General features: G+C 29.7%; 21 protein-coding genes. 17 read left to right on the top strand and 4 right to left on the bottom strand.

Features of this window, described 5'->3' with window-relative positions:
• The first annotated feature begins 524 nt into the window (after positions 1 to 524).
• The 6 genes from V6137_RS13860 to V6137_RS13835 all read left to right on the top strand — a co-directional run bounded on the left by V6137_RS13860 (position 525) and on the right by V6137_RS13835 (position 10,102).
• The gene (locus V6137_RS13860) at positions 525 to 2,216 is read left to right on the top strand and encodes an AAA family ATPase (protein ID WP_425448546.1); all 1,692 of its coding nucleotides are present in this window, start codon (positions 525 to 527) and stop codon (positions 2,214 to 2,216) included.
• Positions 2,213 to 2,920, top strand: coding sequence for a M48 family metallopeptidase (locus V6137_RS13855; RefSeq protein ID WP_425448545.1), 708 nt, complete (start codon positions 2,213 to 2,215; stop codon positions 2,918 to 2,920). The genes V6137_RS13860 and V6137_RS13855 overlap by 4 nt, the downstream gene beginning before the upstream one ends.
• Before the next feature lie 389 nt (positions 2,921 to 3,309).
• Positions 3,310 to 5,004 (top strand): AAA family ATPase, encoded by a 1,695-nt coding sequence (locus V6137_RS13850; RefSeq protein WP_425448544.1) that lies wholly within the window; start codon positions 3,310 to 3,312, stop codon positions 5,002 to 5,004.
• A gap of 409 nt (positions 5,005 to 5,413) precedes the next feature.
• On the top strand, positions 5,414 to 9,499 hold the full coding sequence (locus V6137_RS13845) for an AAA domain-containing protein (protein ID WP_425448543.1): 4,086 nt from the start codon (positions 5,414 to 5,416) through the stop codon (positions 9,497 to 9,499).
• Between the two features lie 3 nt (positions 9,500 to 9,502).
• Positions 9,503 to 9,718, top strand: coding sequence for a hypothetical protein (locus tag V6137_RS13840; RefSeq protein WP_425448542.1), 216 nt, complete (start codon positions 9,503 to 9,505; stop codon positions 9,716 to 9,718).
• 90 nt (positions 9,719 to 9,808) lie between these two features.
• Entirely contained in the window at positions 9,809 to 10,102 is a 294-nt protein-coding gene (locus tag V6137_RS13835) for a hypothetical protein (protein WP_425448541.1), read from the top strand.
• Between the two features lie 240 nt (positions 10,103 to 10,342).
• Here the strand turns inward: V6137_RS13835 and V6137_RS13830 are convergent, their stop codons facing one another.
• Positions 10,343 to 11,041 carry a hypothetical protein gene (locus V6137_RS13830; protein ID WP_425448540.1) on the bottom strand — a complete coding sequence of 233 codons (699 nt, stop codon included), beginning with the start codon at positions 11,039 to 11,041 and terminating at the stop codon, positions 10,343 to 10,345.
• Between the two features lie 537 nt (positions 11,042 to 11,578).
• On the opposite strand from V6137_RS13830, the gene V6137_RS13825 reads away from it, so the two are divergent.
• The 6 genes from V6137_RS13825 (at position 11,579) to V6137_RS13800 (ending at position 16,855) form a co-directional block, all read left to right on the top strand.
• Positions 11,579 to 11,863 carry a hypothetical protein gene (locus tag V6137_RS13825; protein WP_425448539.1) on the top strand — a complete coding sequence of 95 codons (285 nt, stop codon included), beginning with the start codon at positions 11,579 to 11,581 and terminating at the stop codon, positions 11,861 to 11,863.
• Positions 11,864 to 11,932: 69 nt separating this feature from the next.
• On the top strand, positions 11,933 to 13,240 hold the full coding sequence (locus tag V6137_RS13820; RefSeq protein WP_425448538.1) for a plasmid pRiA4b ORF-3 family protein: 1,308 nt from the start codon (positions 11,933 to 11,935) through the stop codon (positions 13,238 to 13,240).
• A 170-nt stretch (positions 13,241 to 13,410) separates the two neighbouring features.
• Positions 13,411 to 14,145, top strand: a complete 735-nt coding sequence (locus V6137_RS13815) for a plasmid pRiA4b ORF-3 family protein (protein ID WP_425448537.1) — start codon at positions 13,411 to 13,413, stop codon at positions 14,143 to 14,145.
• A gap of 177 nt (positions 14,146 to 14,322) precedes the next feature.
• Entirely contained in the window at positions 14,323 to 14,604 is a 282-nt protein-coding gene (locus V6137_RS13810) for a hypothetical protein (protein ID WP_425448536.1), read from the top strand.
• Between the two features lie 488 nt (positions 14,605 to 15,092).
• Positions 15,093 to 15,992: an MBL fold metallo-hydrolase gene (locus tag V6137_RS13805; protein ID WP_425448535.1), complete on the top strand. Its 900-nt coding sequence runs from the start codon at positions 15,093 to 15,095 to the stop codon at positions 15,990 to 15,992.
• 188 nt (positions 15,993 to 16,180) lie between these two features.
• Positions 16,181 to 16,855 (top strand): hypothetical protein, encoded by a 675-nt coding sequence (locus tag V6137_RS13800; RefSeq protein WP_425448534.1) that lies wholly within the window; start codon positions 16,181 to 16,183, stop codon positions 16,853 to 16,855.
• A gap of 261 nt (positions 16,856 to 17,116) precedes the next feature.
• Here V6137_RS13800 and V6137_RS13795 read toward each other — a convergent pair whose 3' ends face one another.
• Both V6137_RS13795 and V6137_RS13790 read right to left on the bottom strand, forming a co-directional pair.
• Positions 17,117 to 18,265, bottom strand: a complete 1,149-nt coding sequence (locus V6137_RS13795) for an RtcB family protein (RefSeq protein ID WP_425448533.1) — start codon at positions 18,263 to 18,265, stop codon at positions 17,117 to 17,119.
• Between the two features lie 254 nt (positions 18,266 to 18,519).
• A complete protein-coding gene (locus V6137_RS13790) occupies positions 18,520 to 21,387 on the bottom strand; it encodes a cation-translocating P-type ATPase (RefSeq protein WP_425448532.1) in 2,868 nt (955 codons plus the stop codon).
• A gap of 227 nt (positions 21,388 to 21,614) precedes the next feature.
• Between V6137_RS13790 and V6137_RS13785 the strand changes: the two genes are divergently transcribed.
• Together V6137_RS13785 and V6137_RS13780 are read left to right on the top strand one after the other, a co-directional pair.
• The gene (locus V6137_RS13785) at positions 21,615 to 22,079 is read left to right on the top strand and encodes a UPF0158 family protein (protein WP_425448531.1); all 465 of its coding nucleotides are present in this window, start codon (positions 21,615 to 21,617) and stop codon (positions 22,077 to 22,079) included.
• 130 nt (positions 22,080 to 22,209) lie between these two features.
• Positions 22,210 to 23,481, top strand: coding sequence for a M24 family metallopeptidase (locus V6137_RS13780; protein WP_425448530.1), 1,272 nt, complete (start codon positions 22,210 to 22,212; stop codon positions 23,479 to 23,481).
• 165 nt (positions 23,482 to 23,646) lie between these two features.
• On the opposite strand, the gene V6137_RS13775 is transcribed toward V6137_RS13780, so the two are convergent.
• A complete protein-coding gene (locus V6137_RS13775) occupies positions 23,647 to 24,105 on the bottom strand; it encodes a metallophosphoesterase family protein (protein WP_425448529.1) in 459 nt (152 codons plus the stop codon).
• A gap of 153 nt (positions 24,106 to 24,258) precedes the next feature.
• On the opposite strand from V6137_RS13775, the gene V6137_RS13770 reads away from it, so the two are divergent.
• The 3 genes from V6137_RS13770 to V6137_RS13760 all read left to right on the top strand — a co-directional run bounded on the left by V6137_RS13770 (position 24,259) and on the right by V6137_RS13760 (position 26,071).
• The gene (locus tag V6137_RS13770; RefSeq protein WP_425448528.1) at positions 24,259 to 24,420 is read left to right on the top strand and encodes a hypothetical protein; all 162 of its coding nucleotides are present in this window, start codon (positions 24,259 to 24,261) and stop codon (positions 24,418 to 24,420) included.
• 232 nt (positions 24,421 to 24,652) lie between these two features.
• Entirely contained in the window at positions 24,653 to 24,967 is a 315-nt protein-coding gene (locus V6137_RS13765) for a hypothetical protein (RefSeq protein WP_425448527.1), read from the top strand.
• 234 nt (positions 24,968 to 25,201) lie between these two features.
• Positions 25,202 to 26,071, top strand: a complete 870-nt coding sequence (locus V6137_RS13760) for an aminoglycoside 6-adenylyltransferase (protein WP_425448526.1) — start codon at positions 25,202 to 25,204, stop codon at positions 26,069 to 26,071.
• The last annotated feature ends 16 nt before the right edge of the window (positions 26,072 to 26,087 follow it).

The following is a 26,087-nucleotide window of genomic DNA, read 5'->3' as shown; positions in this document are numbered from 1 at the left end:
ATATTATATAACGGAAATGGGAAGGTTATTTTTAACCTTCCTTTTTTTCTTTTTTGCATAAAAAAATAATATAATGGATATCCATTATACTATTTTTTATTAACTGTCTATTTCCCGACAGCCCCTTACGGTTATTATGATATAATGGATAAAAAGGTAATCAAGTTGGGGGATTGCGAATCCCCCAACAACCTAACAGGGATTGCGAATCCCCCAACAACCTAACAGGGGTTGCGAATTCCCCAACAACTTAACAGGGATTAGGAATCTCCTAATAACTTAACAGGGATTACAAATCCCTCAATAACTAAAGGGACCACAAATCTCTCCAACAACTTAACAGGGAGAACAACTGAATAGAGGAAACACTGAATAGGAAACCTTCCAATGAATTCAAATCTACAATTATGAATTGACTATACATTTTTCCAAGAGAGTCATAGAAGATCTTCAACAAATTAAGTCTACAAAGCTTGAAGGTAATATTTTATATTTAGGGCAACAATATATAAAGAGGTGAAAAAATGAAGATACCATATGGAATTTCGGATTTTAAAACTTTAAGGGAACAGGGGTATCTTTATGTGGATAAAACAAAATACATAGAGGTTTTAGAGAGCTATGATAGTAAGTATATGCTTTTTATGAGACCAAGGAGATTTGGGAAAAGTTTATTTTTATCTACATTGTCCTATTATTATGATGTAAATTATAAAGATGAGTTTAGTGAAATATTTAAAGATTTATATATTAGTAAGAGTCCTACTAAACTTAAGAATAGTTATCTTATACTTAAATTTAACTTTTCTGGACTTAATACTAATGATAAAAAGTCATTAGAAAAATCTTTTAGAACTGAGTTAAAAAGGTCTATTACTAAGTTTCTATATAAGTATAAAGAGTATTTTAACAATATATTAGATATAGAAGAAACAATTAAAAGTACAGAGGATATAAAAGGGATACTAGAGTTGCTGATGATGGAAGTAAACAAGACTGATAAAAAAGTGTACTTAATAATAGATGAATACGATCACTTCGCAAATGATATTATAGCTATGGGAGATAATGATTTTTATAGAGATGTAGTGAGAGCTGCTGGATTTGTAAGGGATTTTTATGAAACTGTAAAGATAGGTACAGAAAGTGTTATAGATAGGATATTTATAACAGGAATATCACCTATTATGTTAGATGATTTGACCAGCGGATTTAATATAGCATCAAATATTACAATGGATTTAGATATGAATGAAAGTTTAGGTTTTACAGGTGAAGAAGTAGAGTATATTATGGATAGCCTAGGATTAAAGAGAAAAGATATAGGTGTTTCATTAAAAGAATATTATAATGGATATTTATTTAATGAAGAAGGTAAAGAAAGAATTTACAATCCTGATATGGTACTATATTATTTTAAAGAGTTTATGAGAAGGAAGAAACCACCCAAAAATCTTATAGATGATAATGTAAAAACTGATTATGGAAGATTAAATAGATTAGTATCTAATGAGGAAAATAGAAGAATGTTAAACGAAATAATATTAAACGAAGGAATTATTGCAGATATAGTTACTAGATTTTCCTTTGATAGAATGTATGATGAGGATTATTTTGTTTCACTATTATTTTATATGGGGCTTCTTACTATGAAAGGAACTAAATATGGTAAGCCTAAATTGGGCATGCCGAACTATGTAATAAAGAAGATATTTTGGGAGTACTTTGAAAAGAGTTTGAAGAGAGAATATGATATAAGGGATAAAACAGAGGAGCTTGCAAAATCCATATGGGAAATGGGGGTTGAAGGAGAGATTAAACCATTTTTAGATTATATAAGTAAAAATGTATTTAAAGTTTTATCCAATAGGGATTTTATAAAGTTTGATGAAAAATATATAAAGGTAGTATTATTTTCATACTTAACAACTAGTAATCTATATAGACCGATAAGTGAACGGGAAGTGGAAAATGGGTATATAGATATTTACCTAGAAAAGGACATAAGAATGGCCGAAGTTAATTATGAATGGATAATAGAGCTTAAGTACCTAAAGAAAAGTGAAAGAAATAGATTAGAAGAAGTGAAAAGGGAAGGATTAAAACAGTTAAAGGGATATGTGGATAGTAGGGAGTTTAAGGATAGAAAAAATGTCAAACATGCCCTTATTGTGTTTATAGGTAAGGATGAGTATGAGGTGGTAGAATATATTTGAAATTTCAATATGGAACAAATACAATAGAATTTGAAGTAGAATATAGAGACAGAAAAACACTAGAAATAGCCATAGAGCCTCCTGACAATATAAAAGTCAAAGCTCCTAAAGCTGCTACGGAAGCAGATATATTAATGGCAGTAAAATCAAAGGCTAAATGGATAACTAAGAAACTATTTGAAATTAAGGATGTAGAGTATAGAAGAAGAAAAAAGGAATATGTAAATGGAGAGTCCTTTATGTATTTAGGAAGGGACTATTCACTACAGATTATAATGAACAAAGATATAAAAGAACCCATAACAAAGCTTTATCAAGGGAAATTTTATATAGAAACAAATACAAATAACCAAGCTAAGCTAAGGCAATCTATGGAAAGATGGTACAGAAAAAAGACATTAGAGAAAGTAATAGAAAAAATAGAATATTATAAACCATATTTTAATGTTAAACCTAACTTAGTTAAAGTAAAGGAGCAAAAAAAAAGGTGGGCCAGTTGCAGCTCAAAGAGGAACTTAAACTTTAACTGGCGTTGTTCCATGGCTCCATCTAATGTATTAGATTATATAGTTGTCCATGAAATGTGCCATATGGTCCATCTAAATCATTCAAAGAATTTCTGGGCTTTGGTGGAGGAAATTATGCCTGATTATAGGGAGAGAAAAGAGTGGCTTAGGAAATATGGCATTAGGATGGATTTGTAACTAGAAAGAAGTTAGAAGATTGTATAAAATAGTAGTGAATCTTGCATTTGCATTCTCCTTTGTTGGGGGTGTCATTGGCACTACAATAAGCAAGGGACAGTTCATTAACAGTTAGTAATTTTTAAATATAGTTTTAGATGATATAGTGTACTTATAGGCTTTGTAGGAAGATACTAGCTCTTCCACAGAGGGAAGAGCTAGGGGCTGAATATATTCAGCCCCTACGGTTATTATGATATAATAGATAAAAAGGTAATCAAGTTGGGGGATTGCGAATCCCCCAACAACTTAACAGGGATTAGGAATCTCCTAACGACTAAAGGGACCACGAGAAAGCTTGAAGATAATATTTTTATATTTAGGGCAACAATATATAAAGAGGTGAAAAAATGAAGATACCATATGGAATTTCGGATTTTAAAACTTTAAGGGAACAGGGGTATCTTTATGTGGATAAAACGAAATACATAGAGGTTTTAGAGAACTATGATAGTAAGTATATGCTTTTTATGAGGCCAAGACGCTTTGGGAAAAGTTTATTTTTATCTATACTGTCCTATTATTATGATGTGAATTATAGAGATGAGTTTGATGATATATTTAAAGATTTATATATCAGTAACAATCCCACTAAACTTAAAAATAGCTATCTTATGTTAGAATTTAATTTTTCAGGGCTTAATACTAGTGATAGAGGGGCATTAGAGGATTCATTTAAGGCAAAATTAAAAGAATCAATAATACGCTTTTTGTATAAATATCAAAAGTATATTTCTGACATATCAAAGGTGGAAAGGGAAGTACAAGAGAAAAATGATGTGGGAGCAATATTAAGTAGATTAATAACTGAAATTCAAAAGATAGATAAGAAGGTATATTTAATAATAGATGAATACGATCACTTTGCAAATGATATTATAGCCATGGGAGATAATGATTTTTATAGAGAGGTAGTGAGAGCTGCTGGATTTGTAAGGGACTTTTACGAAACTGTAAAGATAGGTACAGAAAGTGTTATAGATAGAATATTTATAACAGGGATATCCCCTATTATGTTAGATGATTTGACTAGTGGATTTAATATAGCATCAAATATTACAATGGATAGAAATCTAAATGAGATGATGGGATTTACCGATGGGGAAATAGATGAAATAATAGAAAGATTAGAAATAAAGGATTTATTTAAATATAGGGAAGAGTTAAGAAAAAATTATAATGGATACTTATTTAATAAGCGGGGAAAGAATAGGATATATAATCCAGACATGGTACTATACTTTATTAATCAATATAAGAATTTTAATGAATATCCAGAAAATCTCATAGATGATAATGTAAAGACTGACTATGGAAGATTAAATAGATTGATATCTAATAGAGAAAATAGAAGAATATTAGAAGAAATAATATTAAACGAAGGAATTATTGCTGATATAGTCACTAGATTTTCCTTTGATAGAATGTATGATGAGGATTATTTTGTTTCATTATTATTCTATATGGGGCTTCTTACTATAAAGGGAACTAAATATGGTAAGCCTAAGTTGGGAATGCCAAACTATGTAATAAAGAAGATATTTTGGGAGTACTTTGAGAAGAGTTTAAAGAGAGCATATGATATAAGAGATAAAACAGAGGAACTTGCAAAGGTGATATGGAAAATAGGCATTGATGGAGAGATTAAACCATTTTTAGATTATATAAGTAAAAATGTATTTAAAGTTTTATCCAATAGAGATTTTATGAAGTTTGATGAAAAATATATAAAGGTAGTATTATTTTCATACTTAACAACTAGTAATCTATATAGACCAATAAGTGAACGGGAAGTGGAAAATGGATATATAGATATTTATCTAGAAAAGGATATAAGGATGCCTGAAGTTAATTATGAATGGATAATAGAGCTTAAGTATCTAAAGAAAAGTGAAAGAAATAGATTAGAAGAAGTGAAAAGGGAAGGATTAAAGGAGTTGAAGGGATATGTGGATAGCAGGGAGTTTAAGGATAGAGAAAATATTAAACATGCCCTTATTGTGTTTATAGGTAAGGATGAGTATGAGGTGGTAGAATATATTTAAAATTTCAATATGGAAAAGCAATTCTGTTATGATATTAACAAAAAAATAAAATTACAATATAAATAAAATAACTCCATTCTAGTGCTAGAATGGAGTTATTTTATTTATATTTTTATCGTATAAAAAGCAACTAATTTTATAATTTCTTAAAAAAGGAGAAATAAAGTTAAATATAGAATACAAATAATGACAAGAATATTTTAATGAGTCACAGATGGAAGTTGATTACTGATAAAAGATGTCAAAATAAAATATATATTGGGATAAGAAGAATTAATTACTACAGTAAGTTTATAATAAATACTAGAAGTTTAAAGGATAGAAAGATTGTATAAATATAATAATTATAAATAGTTATATTTCCATATCGTTATATAGATATTGTGATTTTAAGTTGGGAGAGGTAGAAATGAAAGCGATTTTTAGTAAATATAAAGAAAGATTAATAAATCTTAGTAGTAGAAATAGAAGTTTAGTGTTAAAGAAACTATATAAGAAAAGATCCTTTGATTTGTATAGGCTAAATGAGTTTATACCAGAGTTTTTAGAAAATATAGTTAGTACTTTGTTAGATCAAAGTACAAAGAAAGTCTTAATGTTAGAGGATCCTTATGAAAAAAGGATTAGGGAGATCAAAAAATTAGAAAAGAGATTGGATGAAGAAAAGAAAGAAAAATTACTAAAGGCTGAGGAAAAATATAGTGAGCCAATTGAATTAGAGAAAATAAAAAAGAGTATAAATGAAGCACAAGCTAAAGTCTTAACAGAAGAAGTAGAAAAGATTGAAAAGGAAGTAAATAAACTTATTGATTATTCTACAAGTCTTAAATATTTAGATAGAGAAATCAAATCCACTGAAAAAGAATCTGGTCGATATGAGTTATATGTAGGTTATCCTTTTGTTGAAGGACGTTTTCAAGACAATACATTTGTTAGAGCCCCAATACTACTTTTTCCAGTAAAAATATCAAAATCAAATAATAAGTGGTATATACAAAACATTAAGGGGCAAGAGATTTTAATCAATAAAGTCTTTCTTTTTGCTTATGCAAAATATAATGAAATTAAATTGAAGGATTTTGATACGGAATTTAACAAATTAGCTGAATTTGATAATGATATAATAGAAGAACTTTTAAATTATTTAAATGAGAATAAAATTAAGATACAGGATACTGGAACAAGGAAAGTAGAGAAATTTTTAGATTACACAAATAAAAATTTACCTAAATATAACATCGGTGAGTTAATCCTAAAAAATCATATGGTCTTAGGACAATTCCCTATATCTAATTCTATTTATACTGATTATCAATATTTAGAGAAAAAAGATATAAATCATAAGCTACTAAGTAAATTATTATTAAATAGAGATGATGATATATGCTGTGATGATGTAAGAGAAAGAGAGGATAAGCAGGATGAGAAAATAAAGATATCTGAAAAAAACACTTATTATCTAACTTCTTTAGATTATAGTCAAGAAAAGGCTATTGATAAAGTTAACAATACTGACGAGCTTGTTATTTATGGACCTCCTGGAACAGGAAAGTCTCAAACAATAGCCAATCTTGTGACTGATGCACTATGTAAGGGGAAACGGGTTTTAATGGTATCTCAAAAAAGAGCTGCTTTAGATGTCATTTATAATAGGCTATCTAGCTTAAACTCTAAAGTTATTTTATTACACGATGCTAATAAAGGGAAGAAGGCATTTTATGAGAAAGTAGCTCAGGTAATTGAAGACTTTAACATTAGTAGTAATATGGATCCCCAGGAGGATATAACAGATAAATCTGACAAAATAAATAAAGAAATAAAAAGATTAGAGGATATAGCTATAACTTTACATAAGCCTAGAGAGTTTGGATTAACTTTACAACAAATGTATACTAAAACTAAAAAAATTATTTCTAAGGAAGACTTAAGATATGATTTATTTAAATCCTTTAGAAAAAATAATCAGTTTAAAGATTATCGATATGATGAATTAAAAGAAGCTATAGATAAACTAAAAAGGGGATCAATTATAAATACTTATATAGAGTATAAAAATATGAAATTAAAGAATAATATGCTTTCAAAGTTAGACTCTAACTTTGATTATTTAGAAGCTCAAGAGATAAGTGATGTAGTAGAAGGTATTGTTGATAAATCCCGTGAGATATTAAATAAAAGAAAAGAAAAAACTACCTTTGAAAAGCTTGTAAAATTATTTATAAATAATGATTACTCTATTACTGAAAAGGAACTGATGAATTTAGTAAATGAGATAAACAAGTCAGAAAACAGTGGATTATTAGTTCCTCTAAATAATGGAAGATGGTGGAGTTTAAGTTACTGGCTAGACTATCGTAGGAATAAGAAAAAAGAACTTGAAAATAAAGAGGAATATAATAAAAGGGGAAAAAATAAAGAACAAGAGATAAAGAAGTTTTATAAGTTATTAGTTGAAGGAAGGCAAAGTATAGATATAGTGAAAGATATATTAAAAGAAGAAGGGTATTTTAAGGTAATAAAAGAATTTTTCAATAACTCAGAAGAACTAACAAATACTCTTAATAAAATAGTTCAAGGAATAGAAGACTATGAGAGTTATCGTAAAATCTATTACACCCTTAGTACAGTAGGAAATCTTGAAAAAGATATTTTGGAATATGGATTTATTAATTCAAGTAATAAAGAAGAATTAGAAGAGGCTATAGATAGTTTGTTAGAATTTATTATTTTAATAAAAATATCGGATATAGAGAAATCAGAAGAAAAAAGACATCTTTATGATTGCTTAGGATTCAATGAAATAACAAAGGATATAAAGAATCTTATGAATGAAAAAAATAAATTAACTCCTGAATTGTTAGTAAATAAATGGAATAAAAAAATGAACTATTCAATGGAACAAAGAAACTTTAGGGAATTTAAACGTCAAGCCAATAAGAAAAGAGCCCTTTGGCCTATACGTAAGTATGTTACCGAGTTTAGCGATATTGTATTTGATGTTTTTCCTTGTTGGTTATTAGGTCCTGAGACTGTATCAGATATTTTACCTTTGAAATCAAACTTATTTGATTTGATCATATTTGATGAGGCTTCACAAATATTTATAGAAAATGCTATACCAACTATTTATAGGGGAGAAAAGGTGGTTGTAGCCGGTGACGATAAACAACTTAAACCAAGTTCAATGTTTAAATCTAAATATAATGATATTGAGGAAGATGAAATGAGTATTGAAACAGCTGCTGCTTTTGAAGAGGAAAGTTTATTGGATCTAGCCAAAGTTAATTATGATTCAGCCCATTTAAATTATCACTATAGATCACAGTATGATCAACTTATTAATTTTTCTAACTATGCTTTTTACAATGGCAAACTACAAGTATCTCCTAATGTTATAAATACAACATTAGATAATAGACCAATTGAAAGAGTTAAGGTGGATGGTAAGTGGATTGATAGAAAAAATATAGTGGAAGCTGAAGAGGTTGTTGAGCTTATAGGAAAAATATTTGAAAACAGAAAAGAGAATGAAACTATAGGTATCATAACCTTTAATATTAATCAAAAAGATTTAATTGAGGATTTATTGGAGAAAAGGGCAAATGAAGACCCAAAGTTTAAGACTATATATTCATCTGAAATTAATCGAAAAGATGGGGATGAAGATGTTAGTTTATTTGTAAAAAATATTGAAAATGTCCAGGGAGATGAACGGGATATAGTTATTTTTTCTATCGGATATGCCCCTAATGAAAATGGAAAAGTATCGGTTAATTTCGGTGCATTATCACAAGATGGTGGCGAAAATAGGCTAAATGTTGCTATAAGTAGAGCTAAGAAGAAAATATATGTGATTACTTCAATTGAACCTGAGATATTAAAAATAGATCATACAAAAAATATAGGACCTAAATTATTTAAAAAATATTTACAATATGTAAGGGAAATTTCTAACAACAACGGGTCAGAAGCTAAAAAGTTACTGAATAGTTTTATAGATTCAAACATTGAAAGAAATGAGAAAGAAAAATATGATAGTGATTTTGAGATAGAGGTACATGATGCTCTAGTAAATTTAGGATACGATGTAGATACTCAGGTGGGGGTGTCAGGATATAAAATTGACTTAGCAATATATGATGAAAAGACCTCTAGGTATATTTTAGGGATTGAATGTGATGGAGCTACATATCATAGTTCAAAATCAGCTAGAGAGAGGGATATTCATAGACAAAGATATCTTGAATCAAGGGGATGGAAGATAATTAGAATCTGGAGTAGAGATTGGTGGAAAGATTCTAAAGCTGAGATAAAGAAGATAGACAAGTTAATTAAAACCTATTGTCCATCAATTAAAATGGGAGATATTCATAAAACTAATCAAGAACTTATAATCACAAAGAAGGGGAATAGGAAAGTTAAAGAAGTTGATAATATAAGAAAAAATTCAGAGAAGAATAATGTTTTGAATGGGGATAAAATAGTTTCTTATTAAAATTTGGGTTTTGTAGAGGACTTAAAAGTGCAGGGTATTTTTAAAATAACCCTTGAATCTAATCCAGCAAATAAAGATTTAATGAGAGATATTGAATTAAAATTACTAGGACTACAATTAAATGAACAAGTTACATATCTAGATACTGACTATAATCAAGGGGACAGTTCATTAGAAAAAAACTTTAGAAAGGTTAATAAGATAATCAGTATAAATTGAATATTTTAAAATAGAGGGAATAGAGTAATATAATGTCGGCTTAGAAAAGTTAATAAAGAGTGGCTAATTAAATAATGGGGAAGTGATGATATGTATGACAAAGCAATATTCATCAGAAAAACAAATAGATGTCAACGAATAGTGAAAAAGTATATAGATAATATTGAAGAAATAGATTTACAGTATTTAAAAAGGTATAAGGTGATTAGTAATACACTTGAAGATATGAAGAAAACTATAGAAGAAGGTACAGTGTCCAAAAACTTGCCTTATTTACCTACTAACCCAATGATTATTAGAAATGATCCAGAAGATTTATTTGATTGTATGTTAGATTTAAATAAATATTATTGTGAAAACTACAAAAACAGTAAACTTTATTAAAGTGACAGCTAGATAGAAATAAGCTAGTTAAACAAAAAATAACAATAACCCCTTTATTAAAAAATGTAAAGGGGTTATTTGTCAACCTTAATTAAAGGCACAGTTTTATAGAAGTTATTGAAAAAAATAAGAAGAAAAAGTATAGTAAAATTGATAAAAAAACATATACTAGCTTTTAGTATTTAGGATTTATAAGTTAAAATTTGCTATTTTCTGGTAGTATCTTTGATGCTTTTTATATTATCGATTATCATTCAAATACTTGTTTAGTAAATCCTTTATTTTCTCAGCATTATTTAATTGTATATCTGGATTAATATTCTCTACTTTAATGAGACTTTCAACTATTTGTAGGTCTTCAAATTCCAAATCCTTGGTAACGGTTTTTACTACCCCTAATCCTTTTGCATAATATTTTTTTATCTCGTAACCCTTTTTTTCCAATGTTAATTCGAGTGTATTGTAATCTCCAGATGGAGTATTGATTTTTTTGTTAACTCCAGTTATTTCATACTGTGTATTGTTTATGTCTTTCCAACTTGTTCCCTTTTTAATAGGAGACTTTAAAACTATAGTGTCTTTATTATTATCTTTACTAGAGTAGTTTTTATCGAAAACTTCAACTTCCCCTTTAAAATAGATCAATTTAATAAAATCATCTGTTACTCTATAAACCGATATACCGCCGGTTGCAGAGTTTATATTATATATCACATATTCATCTACATCGGCATTTTTAACTATAGATATTGACCCTAAGTTTTCAAACCCTCCATTAAACACTTTTAATAAATTATTTTTAGGTATATAATCTTTTATTTGTAGATTAGATAAATTATTCTTAGTGTTTACTGTATCTTTTGAATATAATGTAAATAGGATAGCTATAACTAGAGTTGCTATAGTAAATAAATATCTAAATTGAAATAATCTTCTCATCAAAAGCCTCCTACAGGTATTTTTTTACATTATACCATATTCTGAAACAAAATAAGGCTATAACTTATATATTTTATTTATATATAACTATATAGGGACAGTTCATTAACAGTTAGTAATTCTTAAATATAATTTTAGATAATATAGTGTACTTATAGGCGTTGTAGGAAGATATTAGATCTTCCACAGAGGGAAGAGTTAGGGGCTGAATATATTCAGCCCTTACATTATTATGATATAATAGATAAAAAGATAATCAAGTTGGGGGATTACGAATCCCCCAACAACTAAACAGGGAGAACAACTAAACAGGGACAATAACTGAACAGGGGAAATGTTGAATAGGGAAGCTTCCAATGAATTCGAAGCTATAGTTATGAATTGACTATATATTTTTCTAAGAGAGTCATAGAGGATTTTTAATGAATTAAGTTTATAAGGTTTGAAGTTAATATTTTTATATTTAGGGCAATAATATATAGATGAAAAATAAAGATACAATATGAATAATAGAGATAATATAAGGAGATGGATAAAATGAAAAAGACAAATATAGATTTTCTAATAAAGATGACAAAATCATATCTAGATGGAGATATAGATTCAATCACATATAGTTTAGATTTTCCATATGAAGTGGAAATGAGATATGAAGAGATTTTAAAGGAAGATAGGGTATTAGGTGAAATTATATATGAGTGTTTGCTTGAAGATGGAGTTGATTTATATTATGATTTAACAGAAGAAGAGTTTAAAGAAGGTATATTGAAGGAATATAATTATGTAAATGGTATTTATAATGAGGAAGTCCATATAATATAGTTGGTGGAGATATAAGTTTTTATATCTTTATCGGTAATATTCTAACAAAAGACTTAAGGAGATGAAAAAATGGAATACGGTATTTATAATATAAAAGAAGTTACTAATATAGTAAAAGAGTTTGATAATTATATTAAGTATATAGAAAATAATGATATTTTATTAACAAAGACAAAAGAGTATGTTTCTAGAAAAGACTTGAAGGTAATCAATGAGTTAATGGCAGAGCCTTGGGAAAAGGCTACTAAAGGCTCAGAACAAAACTATTATCCATTGTTACATCTTTTTTATCATCTATGTATAGGGGGCAAATTATTTAAAAAGATTCCAGCTAAGGCTGGGAAACTTTCTTTAGAAGGTAATAAGGAATTAGATATGTACAAAAAGCTTACAGATACAGAGAAATACATATTTATGTTAAAAACTTTATGGATTGATGTAGATTGGAAAAAAGTTGATTCATTGGATCATAGAGGCTTTGGTATAACACCAGATGTTATGAAGGTTTTAAAGTATATATCTGATTCAAAACCAGGTGATCCAGTAGTAATACACAGTGAAGTAATGAGGGGGCGACTAGATATATCTATTAAAAGATGGAACTATTTTCATCTTTATTTTTCGTATCTAGGGATATGGAATGTTGAAGAAGATGGGGATAGGGGATATAGCATGAAAAAACGATTTGATGCAAAAATAATAACCCCTACTGCTTTTGGAGTGGATTTAGCTAAAAGGCTTTTAAGTATTCCGATAATTAATTGGAACTTACCTTGGAGGAGATCTATGGGAGACTTTGGAGCTATACCAGGTTCCCAATTGCCTAATGAAGTTGAATTTTTTGTAGATGATAGAGAATGTAAAGAGAGTAAATTACAAAATAATAATGATGATGAAGATATATTTGTAAGGGAATTGTCTGATTTATTTCTAAAGGGAGAATTAAATAAATTATTACCAAGGGCTAAAAGGGGAAATACTGGTGGTAACTATATTTTTAAAGTATCGTTAGGTGGAAAGCTATGGAGAAAAATTAAAATATCATCTAAAGCTACATTTTTAGATTTACATGACATGATTCAAAAGGCTTTTAACTTTGATGATGATCATTTGTATGCTTTTTATATGGATGGAAAATTATATTCTGATTATTGCTTTGTGTCCCCTTTTGATAGTAATGGTATTGGGGTAGATGAAGTTAAGATTGGGGAAGTAGGATTATATGAGGGGCAAAAAATAAAGTATTTGTTTGATTTTGGTGATAGTTGGGTTTTTGATATCAAAATAGAAAAAGTTAATAGTGAAGAGCCTGAAATATCAAGTCCTGAGATTATCTCAGAAAAAGGTAAAGCACCGGAACAATATCCTGAATATTAAAGATGTATAGAAGTAACTGGGTTATTTTATTTAAATGTTTACTCAATTAAGAAATAATTAGTTTTGTAACTACAGATACCATGTATGTCATGTATGGCAGATAATTATAAAATGGCATAAGAGGATAGGGATATGGTACAACAAAATTTAAAATGGAGGTAATTATAAAAATGAAAGCATATATTATAAAAATTGAACTTGAAGAATCAAATCCTCTTATATGGAGAAGAGTTATTATTCCAGCTGGAGTAACATTTAATAGGCTACACGACATTATCCAGAATGTGACCAATTTTCAGAGTGGTTATCCCAATAGGGATTATCATTTATTTGAATTTGAACTGATAGAAGAATCTATGGTTGTAACAAATGATGAACAGCGTTATTTGGAACATCATCATTATAAAAGAAATAAGAAGATGTATAAGGAACGGTTAAGAACTATACCTTCAGATATAATGGAATTTGAAAAACAGCATCAAGAAAGATTGAAGGTTGAGGTACGGAAGCCTACAGGATTAAAGGCTGATGATTATCTTAAGAAATATAAAGAAGTCAAGTATACTTATGATTTTGGAGTTGATTGGCGTTTTAAAGTGAAACTTCAAGAGACTGTAGATGATTATTACTTTGGTTTTCCCACACTTCTAGATGGCGCAGAAACGGCTCCCCCTGAAGATGTGGGAGGAATTTGTGGTTTTTATCAATTTCTTGAAGCATATCGCAATAAAAATCATGGAAAACATAAAGAAACTAAAGCTTGGGCTGAGGCATTGTATTTTAGGGAATATGATCCTGATTGGATTAATAATATGCTAAAGGGAATTAAATATAAAAAGACTGAATGGGATAAGATTAATCACAAAGGATATCAGATTATAGAAGATAAGTACAGAAAGAAGTGAAAAGAAGATATAGTTTAGCCACACCTTAGAATGCTGACAAATCTACAATTTTCAAATCGTGGGTTTGATCAGTGTTTTTATTAGTTCTAATTTAATAAAAATAGTATTTTTAAATCTTGAGATAAATTGGAACTCACGGGGGTTTGAGGTGACCTTGATTATGACATTAAAGAGAAATTGGAAGTATTAGATATAATATATACTATAGATGTTATAGATTATAATACCATAGAGAATAGAAGACTTAAAGAATATATTGATAGAGAAGGAAAATTAATTTTTTTAACAAATGGAAAGGGAGAACTGCTCTTTAATATGAACAAGATAAATGATAAAGTTAGTGATCATACTTATGATGAGAGAAGTGCTTATAAAATATTTAATAATATTAAAAAGAATTATATGGATTTATTTGATAAGTCTATACTAAATATGGAGTCAGAAATAGGGAATATGTAATAGAGATAGATTATCACTTAGAGATGTTGAGTTAGTACAAAAATATACATAGTAAAAATAGAGATATAAAAAAAGTTAATAAATATTGACAAAAAAATATGTATATAAGAGTTAGGGGCTTAGTATATTCAGCCCTACCATTGTTTTAAAGAGAAGAGTATTTTAAAAAAGTACCTAAAGAAAAGTGAAAGAAATAGATTAGAAGAAGTGAAGCGGGAAGGATTAAAATAGTTGAAGGGATATGTGGATAGTAGGGAGTTTAAGGATAGAGAAAATATTAAACATGCCCTTATTGTGTTTATGGGTAAGGATGAGTATGAGGTGGTAGAATATATTTGATTTATATGATTAATGAAAGTAATTTTGATAATGACTGGATCTTTAACGTCAAAATTCATTCTACTATATGATTATACTAAGTAACTAAGAAAATGATAAAAGAACTATAAAAATGATATTATTTAATAAAAACTACAGGAGTCGATAATATGGAGATTAAAAAGATAAAGGGAAAAACATATTATATTTCATCGGGAACTAATATAGGTGTATATTTATTTAAAGATAAATACACTTTACTTATAGATTCAGGGAATAACAATCAGCAGGCAAAAAAGATTATAAAATTATTATCTGAAAATAATATGAATGTTAAATATATTATCAATACCCATCACCATATAGATCATACTGGAGGAAACTATTATATAAAGGATAATTTTTCTGGAAGTATACTATATGCTTCAGAAAAAGAAAAGTTATATATAGAAAATGACGAGTTATTTTGCAAACAAATATATGGCTCAGCTCCTATAAAGGTACTACGTAAAGAGTTTATGGTTTCTAAGGATATATCTATAGATAATAAATTAGAAGAGGGTCTAGAAAAGATAAATAATGACAAGTTTGATATTATTAAGCTTCCTGGTCATTGTGATGGACAAATAGGTATAGCTACAAAAGATAGGGTATGCTTTTTAGCAGATTCATTGATGAGCGAAGGGATAATAGATAAATATAATATGCCATTTATTTCTGATATAGATAAACAGTTTAATACATATGATAAGATCTTAGAGCTTGATTATGAGAGTTATCTCTTGAGTCATGGAAGTAAGGTTTATAATAAAGAAGATATGGAAAAATTGGTTAAAAAGAATAAAGATAACCTACATAGATATATTGATATGACAAAGGAGCTTTTAGATCAACCTAAAACTAGGGAAGGGTTATTAGAAGAGATTATAATCTTAGATGAAATAGAGATAGACTATAAGGAATATCACTTTTTAAATACAACTATAGGGGCAATGATAACCTATTTGTATGAAAGGGAAAAGATAAAATATCAAATAGAGAATGGGAGATTGTTTTATTATAATAGATGAGTGTAAATATAATAGGACAAGCAAGGGACAGTTCATTAAAAATAATTATAATGTAATTTTAGTCAAACTTTCCCCTAATCTTCAGATTATTTAATAATAGCTATCCTATAAAGTCAAAAAGTATATATTTCACTAAGTTAGGCTTTAAACAATGATTAATGATTATTTTAAAAAATGAGGGAGTTAAAATGATTTTCTTTAAACATAGAATTCTTTATGTAATAATAATTTTTATATCTATATTCGTTTTCACTGGAAGCTATAGTAGCACAGATGATATATATACTTTAAATATATCTAGTGGCAAAAAAAGTATAAAAATAGATTTAAAAGAAATTCCAGTAATAAAAGAATATATTGATTCGGTTCAAGATATTGAATTTTTCAATGAAACTTTTAAGAATGCAGCCGATCTCCTACAGGCAGAAGTTATATTTACAAATAACAATGAAGCACAAATTCTCGTTTCTTATAATAATGGCGTTTATTCTGGTGATTACATGCTTATTAAAATTGATTTCAATAAGAACGAGTATAAAACTCTTATTTTAGGTAGAGGTGGAATGAAAAATATTGAACTCAATATTTCAAAGGACAAGATTCTGTTCCATATAAATAATAGAGAAGGACAAATATTCCGAAGTAATATTTCAATCTTAGATATTGAAAAATTTATATTAATTACAAATAATGAAGTAAATCAGATTAATAATGTTCGAGTGCCCATAGTAAATCCATATTGGAAGTCAAATGATGTAATTAGTCTACAAGTGGCTGTGTCTGAACCTGATTATGAGTCTCTTCAATCATGGTTTGAAAGGGATGGTAAATATAAAACTCTTAATATTAAGGTTCCCCAGTGAACCCCCACGGAAACAAACAACGGGGGTTTTATGTACTTGTTGCACAAATAAAAGTAATAAAAAACTTTGCTGAAATTATATAATTTCAGCGGGGCTTTTAACGGTCTCAAGAACTGGAATTAACAAGCTATTAAAATTATGTAAAATAAGGATAAATACTTTATATTTAATTATTGTGATAAATGGGCTTATATTTCAACTTAAGCACAAACTTTTTTACACCATCAAAAAAGAAGCCCCATTGGACTTCTTTCATTTTCATTATTCCGGTTTTAAATTATAAACAGGCTTTACAAAGAAATCAATATCAATTAGATCGCTTATATTTTCTAATATAAGCTTTGGTTTTTTATAGGCCATGGGACTTTCAGCTATTGTATTTTTAGATACACTTGTGGTATAAATACCCTTCATTGCTTTTTTATATTGTTCTAAAGCTTTTTTACTTTTATTAACATTAGATCTAGCAAGTATTCTTCCACATCCATGGGGAGCGGAGTAATTATTTTCTTTAGAACTTTTTCCAGTACCTATAACACATCCAAACTGCATATTAAAAGGGATTATTAATCTTTCTCCTTTATGGGCAGATATGGCACCTTTTCTGATAACATTATCTTTTAAATCAATATAGTTATGGATTGTTTCTATCTTTTCCAATGTTTCAAAATGAAGTTTATAGAACTTTTCAATAATAAGTCTTGCCATAGTTTCTCTATTAAGGGAGGCGTATTTTTGTGCCAATTGCATATCTTGTATATATTCTTTTCCACCTTGATCCATGGGTAGATATTCAAGTCCGTGATATGCAGAGCCCCCGTAGATTTTTTTCATTACTTCTTTTGCCTTTCTTTGATGATATTTAGCCACTATAAAGCCAAAGGATCTAGACCCACTATGGATAACTAACCAAAAATTATTGTTATCATCTTTATCGATTTCGATAAAGTGATTTGACCCTCCCAGTGTTCCTAAAGAACCCATAGCCTTTTTATAATCCATATTCATCTTATCAATTAAAGGCTTTATAAAGCTTGGTTCCACAATATATTTATCCCTTGTCCCTGAACCAGTGGGAATATTTTTTCTGATAAACTTATCTAGTTTATCAGCTTTAACTTTCTTTAATCTCCCTAAGTTATAGGCACTTACTCCACAGCCAATGTCCACACCAATAACTGATGGTACAATCATATCCTTCATGGTTGAAGTAAAGCCAACCATTATTCCCTTGCCTATATGGCAGTCGGGCATAACCGATACGTTACACCCTTCAAAAGCAGGATGATTTAATACACTGTAGAGTTGATTTACAATATTACCCTCAAAATTATCTATTAATATTTTTCCCTTTGTATACTTACCTTCATATTCCATCATATATTTTAAACCACCTTTCAAATTTACCATAGGTGGTTACTATGTAATTCCACCTACAGTTTAACTACTTAACTCACTTTTTGTTTGATTTATTATATTTAAATACACTGGTTTAATCACTCCAATCTTTATTTGATTTTTTATTTCTTCGTTACTATACCATATATATTTGAGACATTCAATGGGAGGAAAGGTTCATTAGAAACTATGAATTGATAAAGTTTTAAATTAAACACCCCTCAATCTTATAGCACTATAAGATTGAGGGGTGTTTAATTTATAAACTAAGACTTATCCTTAGGCGGTTTTTCTTCTACATCATCATCCTTTGGGGTTAATTCTTCACTTGTTTCTAAGTCAAACTGTGGTCTTAAATTCCTTAACTTTTCCTTGTTGGTTGATCGTTGTTTTCCAGAAGCATTTTTCCGTTTAAACCATTTTATTATCTCAAAAGATAGTAAGAAGACTCCCCCGGCTGCTAATACCCTTAGCCAATCTATTGGTGGTAATGGTGCAAAGTCAAGATAAGAGTTAAGTCCCGGGACATAAACAACTGCCAATACCAATCCAAAGGAAAGAAGGATGGAATAAAGCATCTTCTTACTACTAAAGAAGTTTTTGTTAAAAATACTAGTAAATCTATAACGTCTTGAAAGTATATTTAAAAGCTGACAAATAACTATGGTCAAATATGTTATGGTAGTGGCACGGGGATATAGGGCACTATTTTCTGTGAAATTCCCTCCAAAACCACCAACAAAGAGACCGTAATTTATAAAAGCTAATCCTCCCATCATAATGCCTAAAAATAGAACCTCCATGGTACTACCTTTATTAATAATATGTTCATCTCGATCCCTAGGAGGAGTAGTCATCAATTCTTTAGAACCGGGATCAAAGGTTAATGCTGTCAAAGGGAGAATCTCTGCCAATAGGTCAATAGCAAGGATTTGAATAGCTAATATAGGTATGGGCCACTCTAGTAAAACTGCTCCTGCTAGACCCAATAGAACTATTAATAACTCAGCTATATTACTTGTTAATGTGGCCAGTACTGTTTTTTTAAGGTTGTTATAGATAGTTCTTCCCTCTTTAATAGCATCAACCAATGTGGGATAGCTATCATCTAGTAGTACCATTTCTGCTGTTTCCTTTGATACATCTGTTCCCATTTGTCCCATGGCAACACCAATATGGGCACTTTTAAGTGCCGGTGCATCATTGACACCATCTCCTGTAACAGCTACAATCTTATCCTCTTCCTTTAGATTTTGTACGATCCTCAGTTTATTTTCTGGAGATACCCGGGAAAAGACTAAAGATCTATTATCTCTCATCTGTTGTTTTAGTTCCTCATCAGAAAGATGGTCTAATTGTTGATTAGTTATAACCGGGGATTTTTTACCACCACCTAGATTAATCTTTTTTGCAATTGCACTGGCTGTTATGGCATGGTCTCCAGTCATTATATAGGTATCAATATGGGCATTATGGGCATCTTCTATGGCTTCTTTCACCCCTTCTTTGGGAGGATCAATCATGGCTACCAGTCCTAAAAATACAACATCCCGTTCAATTTTATTTATGTCATAGGTGGTTTCATCGGAATCAAGATCTCGATGGGCTATAGCTAGAACCCTTAGAGCTTGATTTGAATACTTTTCATTTATTTTATTTAGCTTATCTTTATCCTCCTCAGTGATTTCTACCTTTTCACCATTTTTATAAATATATTTTGATATTGAAAGTATGCTGTTTAAAGCCCCTTTCATAGTTAAAACATTACCATCACTAAACTCCCTTATGGAACTCATTCTTTTACGTACTGAATCAAAGCTAAATTCATGGATCTCAGGGTTCTCTTCATCCTCTTTAGGAGATCTAAGGCCTAATTTAGTAGACAGAGTTATTAAAGCTGCTTCAGTAGGATCTCCAATGGCGTACCATCCAGCATGATCATCATCGGGGGGATGGATTTCAGCATTTGATGACATAGTTCCAGCATCAAGCATAATTTCTAATTCATCTTTTTCTTTTTCATCAACGGCTGTATCATCTTGATGTAGTATATTCCCCTCTGGTTCATAACCAAGTCCAGTGACTTTATACTCCTTGTCATTGAACCAAACAGTTTGAACAGTCATTTCATTTTTAGTAAGGGTACCTGTTTTGTCTGTGGCTATTACATTTGTGGAGCCAAGGGTTTCCACTGAAGAAAGCTTTTTAACTATGGCATTTCTCTCAGACATTCTAGCTACTCCTTGGGAAAGGGAGACAGTAACCTGCATTGGTAATGCCTGGGGAACAACAGCTATAGTTATACCTAGCCCATAAATCAAGGCATAGGATAGATCAAGACCACGATAGATACTAACTCCAAATAGTATAACACCTATTACAATGGCAACAATGGCCAGTTGATTGGCAACTACCCTTAGTTCCTTCTGCAAAGGTGATTCAGATTTTTCCTCGCTTTGTGTTAAAGAAGCAATCTTACCCATTTCGGTTTCTGTACCTGTATATACAACTACACCTTTAGCTGATCCAGAAGCGACATTAGTACCCATATAAGCCATATTGCTACGGTCTCCCAAGGGACTCTCTTTGATAATTTCATTACTTTGTTTCTCTTGAGGCAATGATTCCCCTGTTAATGCCACCTCGTTTGTTCTAAGGTTATTTGATTTTATTATTCTTATATCTGCAGGGACCTTGTCTCCTTCTTCTAAACTAATTATGTCACCGGGAACTAATTTACTTTGTTCCATTTCTTTAAGGGTTCCATCTCGATAAACTTTAGCAGGAGATTGAATTAATTTTTTTAACGAGGACATTATTTTTTCAGACTTAAACTCCTGGAAAAAACCTATTACTACGTTAATAACAACTATTGCTAACATTACAATAGCATCGCGATAATTTTGAATCAATAAGGACATCCCAGCAGCTATCACTAACATTATAGTTAAAACATCTTTAAACTGTAATATAAATAAAAGCCACTTTGGTGTGCCTTTAGAAACCTTTAATTTATTTTCACCGTATTCTTTTAATCTTTCTTGAGCTTCATCCCTTTGAAGTCCCTTTTCACTGGTATTAAGTTCCTTAAATACGTCTTTAATCTGTTGTTGATAGAAATTAATTTTCTCCACCTCCTTTGGCTAATTTTATTTTTTTCTTTTTTGCTACTATTTATACTTTTTCTACTGGTATTGTAGGGAGAAATTTATATAAGTGGACAAGCAAGGGACAGTTCATTATAAAAAATTATATTATTAAATTTAATTAGGTATGGTAAATTGTAAGATTGATTTAGAAGTTTATATAGAGTAAAATCTTATTAAAGGGAGAAAAATTTCATATGTAAAGGGTGATAGTGATGAAGAAGATTAAAAAAGAGGATTTATTGGAAGCAATAGAGTTAGCCAATGACCAAGGAGAATATTATTGTAACAAGGCAACCGGTGAAATTGTTTATATAAGTGAAGAGGACCGAAGAATAGCAGAGGATTGTACTGAGGAAGATTTGGAAAACTATCCCGATTGGCAAAGGGATGGTATTGAGGCCGCTATTGAGGTGGAAGTCAATTGGGATAATTATATATCGTTACCATCAAGTTATGATATTAATGAATATGATATTATGGTTGAATTTTGTTATTTCTTAGATGACAACAAAAGGAGTAATGAATTATTAAGTGCTTTAAAGGGCAAGGGAGCCTTCAGAAGATTTAAAGATATGGTCACAGGGTTTAATATAGATAATAAATGGTACAAGTTTAGGGAAGAAGCTTTAATGAAGATTGCACTGGAGTGGTGTGAAGAAAATGATATGGAAATATAGATTCTATAAAGTTAAGAGGTCTATTATAAAATAGTCATTGATAAAGGTGGAGAATAGTACAAAAGAGATTATTATATAGATTTAGAAAATTAAAAATATTAAAATAAATTTAAAATGGAGGGATTATGAAATGGGTAAAGACTCTGGACATGTTAAGCATAAGATATTATCATTAAAAGAGCAACATGAGATTATGGATATAAGGCTCAAATATAGATTAAATCACATCCTGTCAGAACTTATGAAAAGAGAGGGTATGGATATGTGGGTTATTCTTGCCCGGGAATACAATGAAGACCCAATCTTTTTTACCTTAATTCCTAGTATGATAGAAACAGCTTCACGTCTATCTTGTTTTATATTTTATCTAGGTACAGATGGCCAGTTAGAAACTCTAAGTTTATGTAGAGCAAATGAACATTTAACAAAGTTTTATAAGCAAGTTTGGGATGGCAAGTCAGAGACACAGTGGGAGTGTATAAAAAGGATTGTGGAAGAGAGAAAACCCAATAGAATAGGGATAAACATCTCTAATAAAATAGCTTTAGCCGATGGGCTAACAAAAGGGCTCCATGATAATATTATTAATATATTAGGAGAGGAATATAGCAAGGGATTGGTAAGTGCAGAAAATCTATGCGTAGGATGGTTAGAACGTAGGAGCTTATTAGAACTAGACATGTACCCTCATATATATAAGGTTGCCTGTGATATTATTGATGAGGCCTTTTCGAATAAAGTCATCAAACCGGGAGTGACTACTACTGAAGATGTTAAGTGGTGGATAATGGAGAAAATAAAGGATTTGGGACTTGAGTTTTGGTTTACACCTACAATTGATTTGCAACGTGAAGGGGTTGAGGATAAAAGAATAATTAATACCGTCATTCTACAGGGAGATATATTACATTGTGATGTAGGGATTACATATATGGGGCTTTGCACCGATACACAGAGAATAGCCTATGTGTTGAAGCCAGAAGAAACAGATGTACCGATAGGACTAAAAGCAGCATTAAAGGTGTGCAATCAATTTCAAGATATTGTAACAGAAAATTTTGTTTCTGGTTGTACAGGAAATGAAATCATTGATGTTTCCTTAGCAGAAGCTAAGGTGCAAAATATTAAAGCTATGTTGTATACCCATCCAATCGGTTATCATGGTCATGGAGCTGGCCCGATTATAGGATTGTGGGACAACCAAGGTCGGGTCCCTGGTAGAGGGGACTATCCTATTTATTTTGATACTTGTTATGCATTAGAACTTAACACTACCTCGTCGATACCAGAATGGGGAAATCAAGAAGTATGTATTTTCCTAGAAGAAACAGTAGCCTTTACGAAAGAAGGTGTTAACTATATGAAGGGTAGACAGATGGAGTTTATTACTATTAAAGGATAAAGGGGATATTGAATTTGAGGATCAAACGACTGAATATAGAAGCGTTAATAATGGACAAGCTGTTAAAAGTCCACTGAAAAATAGCAAATAATAATGAAATTAAAAAAATAAACCAAAAATATAATCAAATAATTATAATGAACTGTCCCTTGGTTTTTTTTTGGACTATAAATGTTGGAATTCAACATCTATTTTATTATCCCATATATATAATATGCCCACTGTTAAAGGTAAATTAAATCTTTTTCTACCGGCTCCACCGGGGTTTACATATAGAACCCCATCTTTATAGTGTTTTGAAAATTTATGGGAATGTCCACTGATAACAATATCTATGCCTTCAGCCTTTGGATCTATATCTATTTCCTTTAAATTATGTATTACATATATAGTTATCTTATCTAAATGTATCAGTTGTGTTAAAGGTAATATCCCTTTTAGCTCTCCTTTGTCTATATTTCCTTTAACACAATAGACTGGAGCAATCTCTTTTAAAGAATCTAATATTTTTATATCTCCAACATCGCCTCCGTGGATGATCAGATCGCTTTTGCTTAAATAATCCATGGCTTTTTGTTTTAATACTCCATGGGTGTCTGAAATAAGTCCTATAATTTTTTTCATAAAAATTCTCCTTAAAAATAAGTTTAATTTAAAATACATTAGTATATTTTACCCTAATATAATAGTTAGTACCCTTAAATTTTATATATTAAAAATAATATATTATAAAAATTATAAAGGCTGACATGACGGTGTCAGTCATAGTTATATATAATGTATTTAAACACCAAAAGAAGGGAATTAGAGGTTATTAATGAGGAAGATATTATTAAATGGATTAAGAACTTTGAAGATATAGAAGAGTTAGATAAAAATTCCTATGGAATATTTCTTAAAGAAAATAAACCTGGGACAAGCAAGGGACAGTTCATTTAAAATTATTATAATAAATATTATAAAAAAGTATTGGGATAATAAATTATATATTCAAAAATGAAAGATAAAAGCAAAGGTTTTCTAGTATAAAATATACTTGGAAACCTTTATTTTTATTTAAATAGACACATTATAAAGGAGTTTCAAGGTTCTGTATAGAAGTGTTATTAGTATAGGAATATAAACTAAAGTTAAAATTTATTTTTATATAATTATTTTAGGAGGTATACATATGAAACTTTGTGGAAAAATTGTAAAACATGAAGCTTACGGCAGAGGAAAAATAACGGACTTTGACGATGAATATATAACAGTAGTCTTTGATGAAAGTGAAGAAGAGAAGAAGTTTGTTTATCCGTCAGCCTTTGGTACATTTTTAAAACTAGAAGATGAGTCTTTAGTTGAAGAAATAAAAGATGATAAAAAAGTCTTAGCTGAGGAAAAGGCAGAAGAAAAAAGGGTTCAACATGAACGTATAATGGCTAAAATTGAAAGCAAAAAAACTAAAAAGAAAAGGAAAAGAAAGAAAAAGAAATCTAAAAAATAAGGCTATACTTATATCCACAACTGATAAGAATGCCTGGATTTTATACATTGCAATGTATAAAATCCAGGCATTCTTATTTATCTGTAAAACAAAATTGGAGTATTCCTTTATATTGAAATGGCATATTAATCCAAAGGAAATTGGAAGCATCATGTAGAAATAGTTTAGTATAAAAAGGGAAAATAAATATCTTTAAATCTGATTATTATATATTTTAATATAAGAGGTGAAGTAATGAGAAGTGAAAAAGAAATGTTTGATTTGATACTTAATGTGGCAAAGAAGGATAGTCGTATATTGGCAGTAGTTATGAATGGTTCTCGGGTAAATCCTAATGTGCCTAAAGATATTTTTCAAGATTATGATATTGTGTATGTTGTAAAAGATGTGAAGGATTTCCTTGAAGATAGAAGTTGGATAATTAATTTTGGAGAACTTATGATAATGCAAACTCCAGATGAAATGGGAGATTCATATAATAATCATGATGAAAGGTTCTGTTTTCTTATGCAGTTTATAGATGGTAATCGTATAGATTTAACATTTTACTCAGTAGAGAAAACTGAAGATTTAAAACAGGATAGCTTAAGTAAAATCCTTTTAGATAAGGAGGGGATTCTCGGCACATTTCCTCCTCCAAGTGAAAAAGATTATTTACCAAAGCCTCCTACTAAAAAAGAATTTCAGGATTGCTGTAACGAGTTTTGGTGGGTAAATCCCTATATAGCTAAGGGGATATGGAGAGAAGAGTTATCCTATGCTAAATTTATGTTTGATGGACCAGTGAGGAAAATGTTTATGAAAATGTTAACATGGTATATTGGTATAGAAACTGACTTCAAAAAAAGTCCGGGAAAATTAGGTAAGTATTTTAAGAACTATCTTAAACCTAAGGAATGGAATGAATTTATTTTAACATATTCCGATGGAAATTATGAAAATATGTGGGAATCCCTATTTGCTATGAACAAGCTTTTTAGGGAAACTGCCACAAAGGTAGGGAAACATTTTGGGTATGATTATCCCTGTGGTGATGACAAAAGGGTTACAGCACACCTTAAACATGTAAAAACATTACCTAGAGATGCTAAGAAAATGTATTAAAAATATATGATGTATG

The sequence above is a fragment of the Dethiothermospora halolimnae genome (genome assembly GCF_037577855.1).
Taxonomy (GTDB): Bacteria; Bacillota; Clostridia; order Tissierellales; family VENL01; genus Dethiothermospora; species Dethiothermospora halolimnae.
Note: the sequence above shows the minus strand (reverse complement) of the source record. Positions and strands in the feature narration are given on the sequence as shown.

Bases quoted from the DNA above. Each gene is read 5' to 3' on its own strand.
- V6137_RS13860 (WP_425448546.1), top strand. From the start codon at position 525: ATGAAGATACCATATGGAATTTCGGATTTTAAAACTTTAAGGGAACAG.
- V6137_RS13850 (WP_425448544.1), top strand. From the start codon at position 3,310: ATGAAGATACCATATGGAATTTCGGATTTTAAAACTTTAAGGGAACAG.
- V6137_RS13845 (WP_425448543.1), top strand. From the start codon at position 5,414: ATGAAAGCGATTTTTAGTAAATATAAAGAAAGATTAATAAATCTTAGT.
- V6137_RS13835 (WP_425448541.1), top strand. From the start codon at position 9,809: ATGTATGACAAAGCAATATTCATCAGAAAAACAAATAGATGTCAACGA.
- V6137_RS13830 (WP_425448540.1), bottom strand. From the start codon at position 11,041: ATGAGAAGATTATTTCAATTTAGATATTTATTTACTATAGCAACTCTA.
- V6137_RS13825 (WP_425448539.1), top strand. From the start codon at position 11,579: ATGAAAAAGACAAATATAGATTTTCTAATAAAGATGACAAAATCATAT.
- V6137_RS13820 (WP_425448538.1), top strand. From the start codon at position 11,933: ATGGAATACGGTATTTATAATATAAAAGAAGTTACTAATATAGTAAAA.
- V6137_RS13815 (WP_425448537.1), top strand. From the start codon at position 13,411: ATGAAAGCATATATTATAAAAATTGAACTTGAAGAATCAAATCCTCTT.
- V6137_RS13805 (WP_425448535.1), top strand. From the start codon at position 15,093: ATGGAGATTAAAAAGATAAAGGGAAAAACATATTATATTTCATCGGGA.
- V6137_RS13800 (WP_425448534.1), top strand. From the start codon at position 16,181: ATGATTTTCTTTAAACATAGAATTCTTTATGTAATAATAATTTTTATA.
- V6137_RS13795 (WP_425448533.1), bottom strand. From the start codon at position 18,265: ATGGTAAATTTGAAAGGTGGTTTAAAATATATGATGGAATATGAAGGT.
- V6137_RS13785 (WP_425448531.1), top strand. From the start codon at position 21,615: ATGAAGAAGATTAAAAAAGAGGATTTATTGGAAGCAATAGAGTTAGCC.
- V6137_RS13780 (WP_425448530.1), top strand. From the start codon at position 22,210: ATGGGTAAAGACTCTGGACATGTTAAGCATAAGATATTATCATTAAAA.
- V6137_RS13775 (WP_425448529.1), bottom strand. From the start codon at position 24,105: ATGAAAAAAATTATAGGACTTATTTCAGACACCCATGGAGTATTAAAA.
- V6137_RS13770 (WP_425448528.1), top strand. From the start codon at position 24,259: ATGTATTTAAACACCAAAAGAAGGGAATTAGAGGTTATTAATGAGGAA.
- V6137_RS13765 (WP_425448527.1), top strand. From the start codon at position 24,653: ATGAAACTTTGTGGAAAAATTGTAAAACATGAAGCTTACGGCAGAGGA.
- V6137_RS13760 (WP_425448526.1), top strand. From the start codon at position 25,202: ATGAGAAGTGAAAAAGAAATGTTTGATTTGATACTTAATGTGGCAAAG.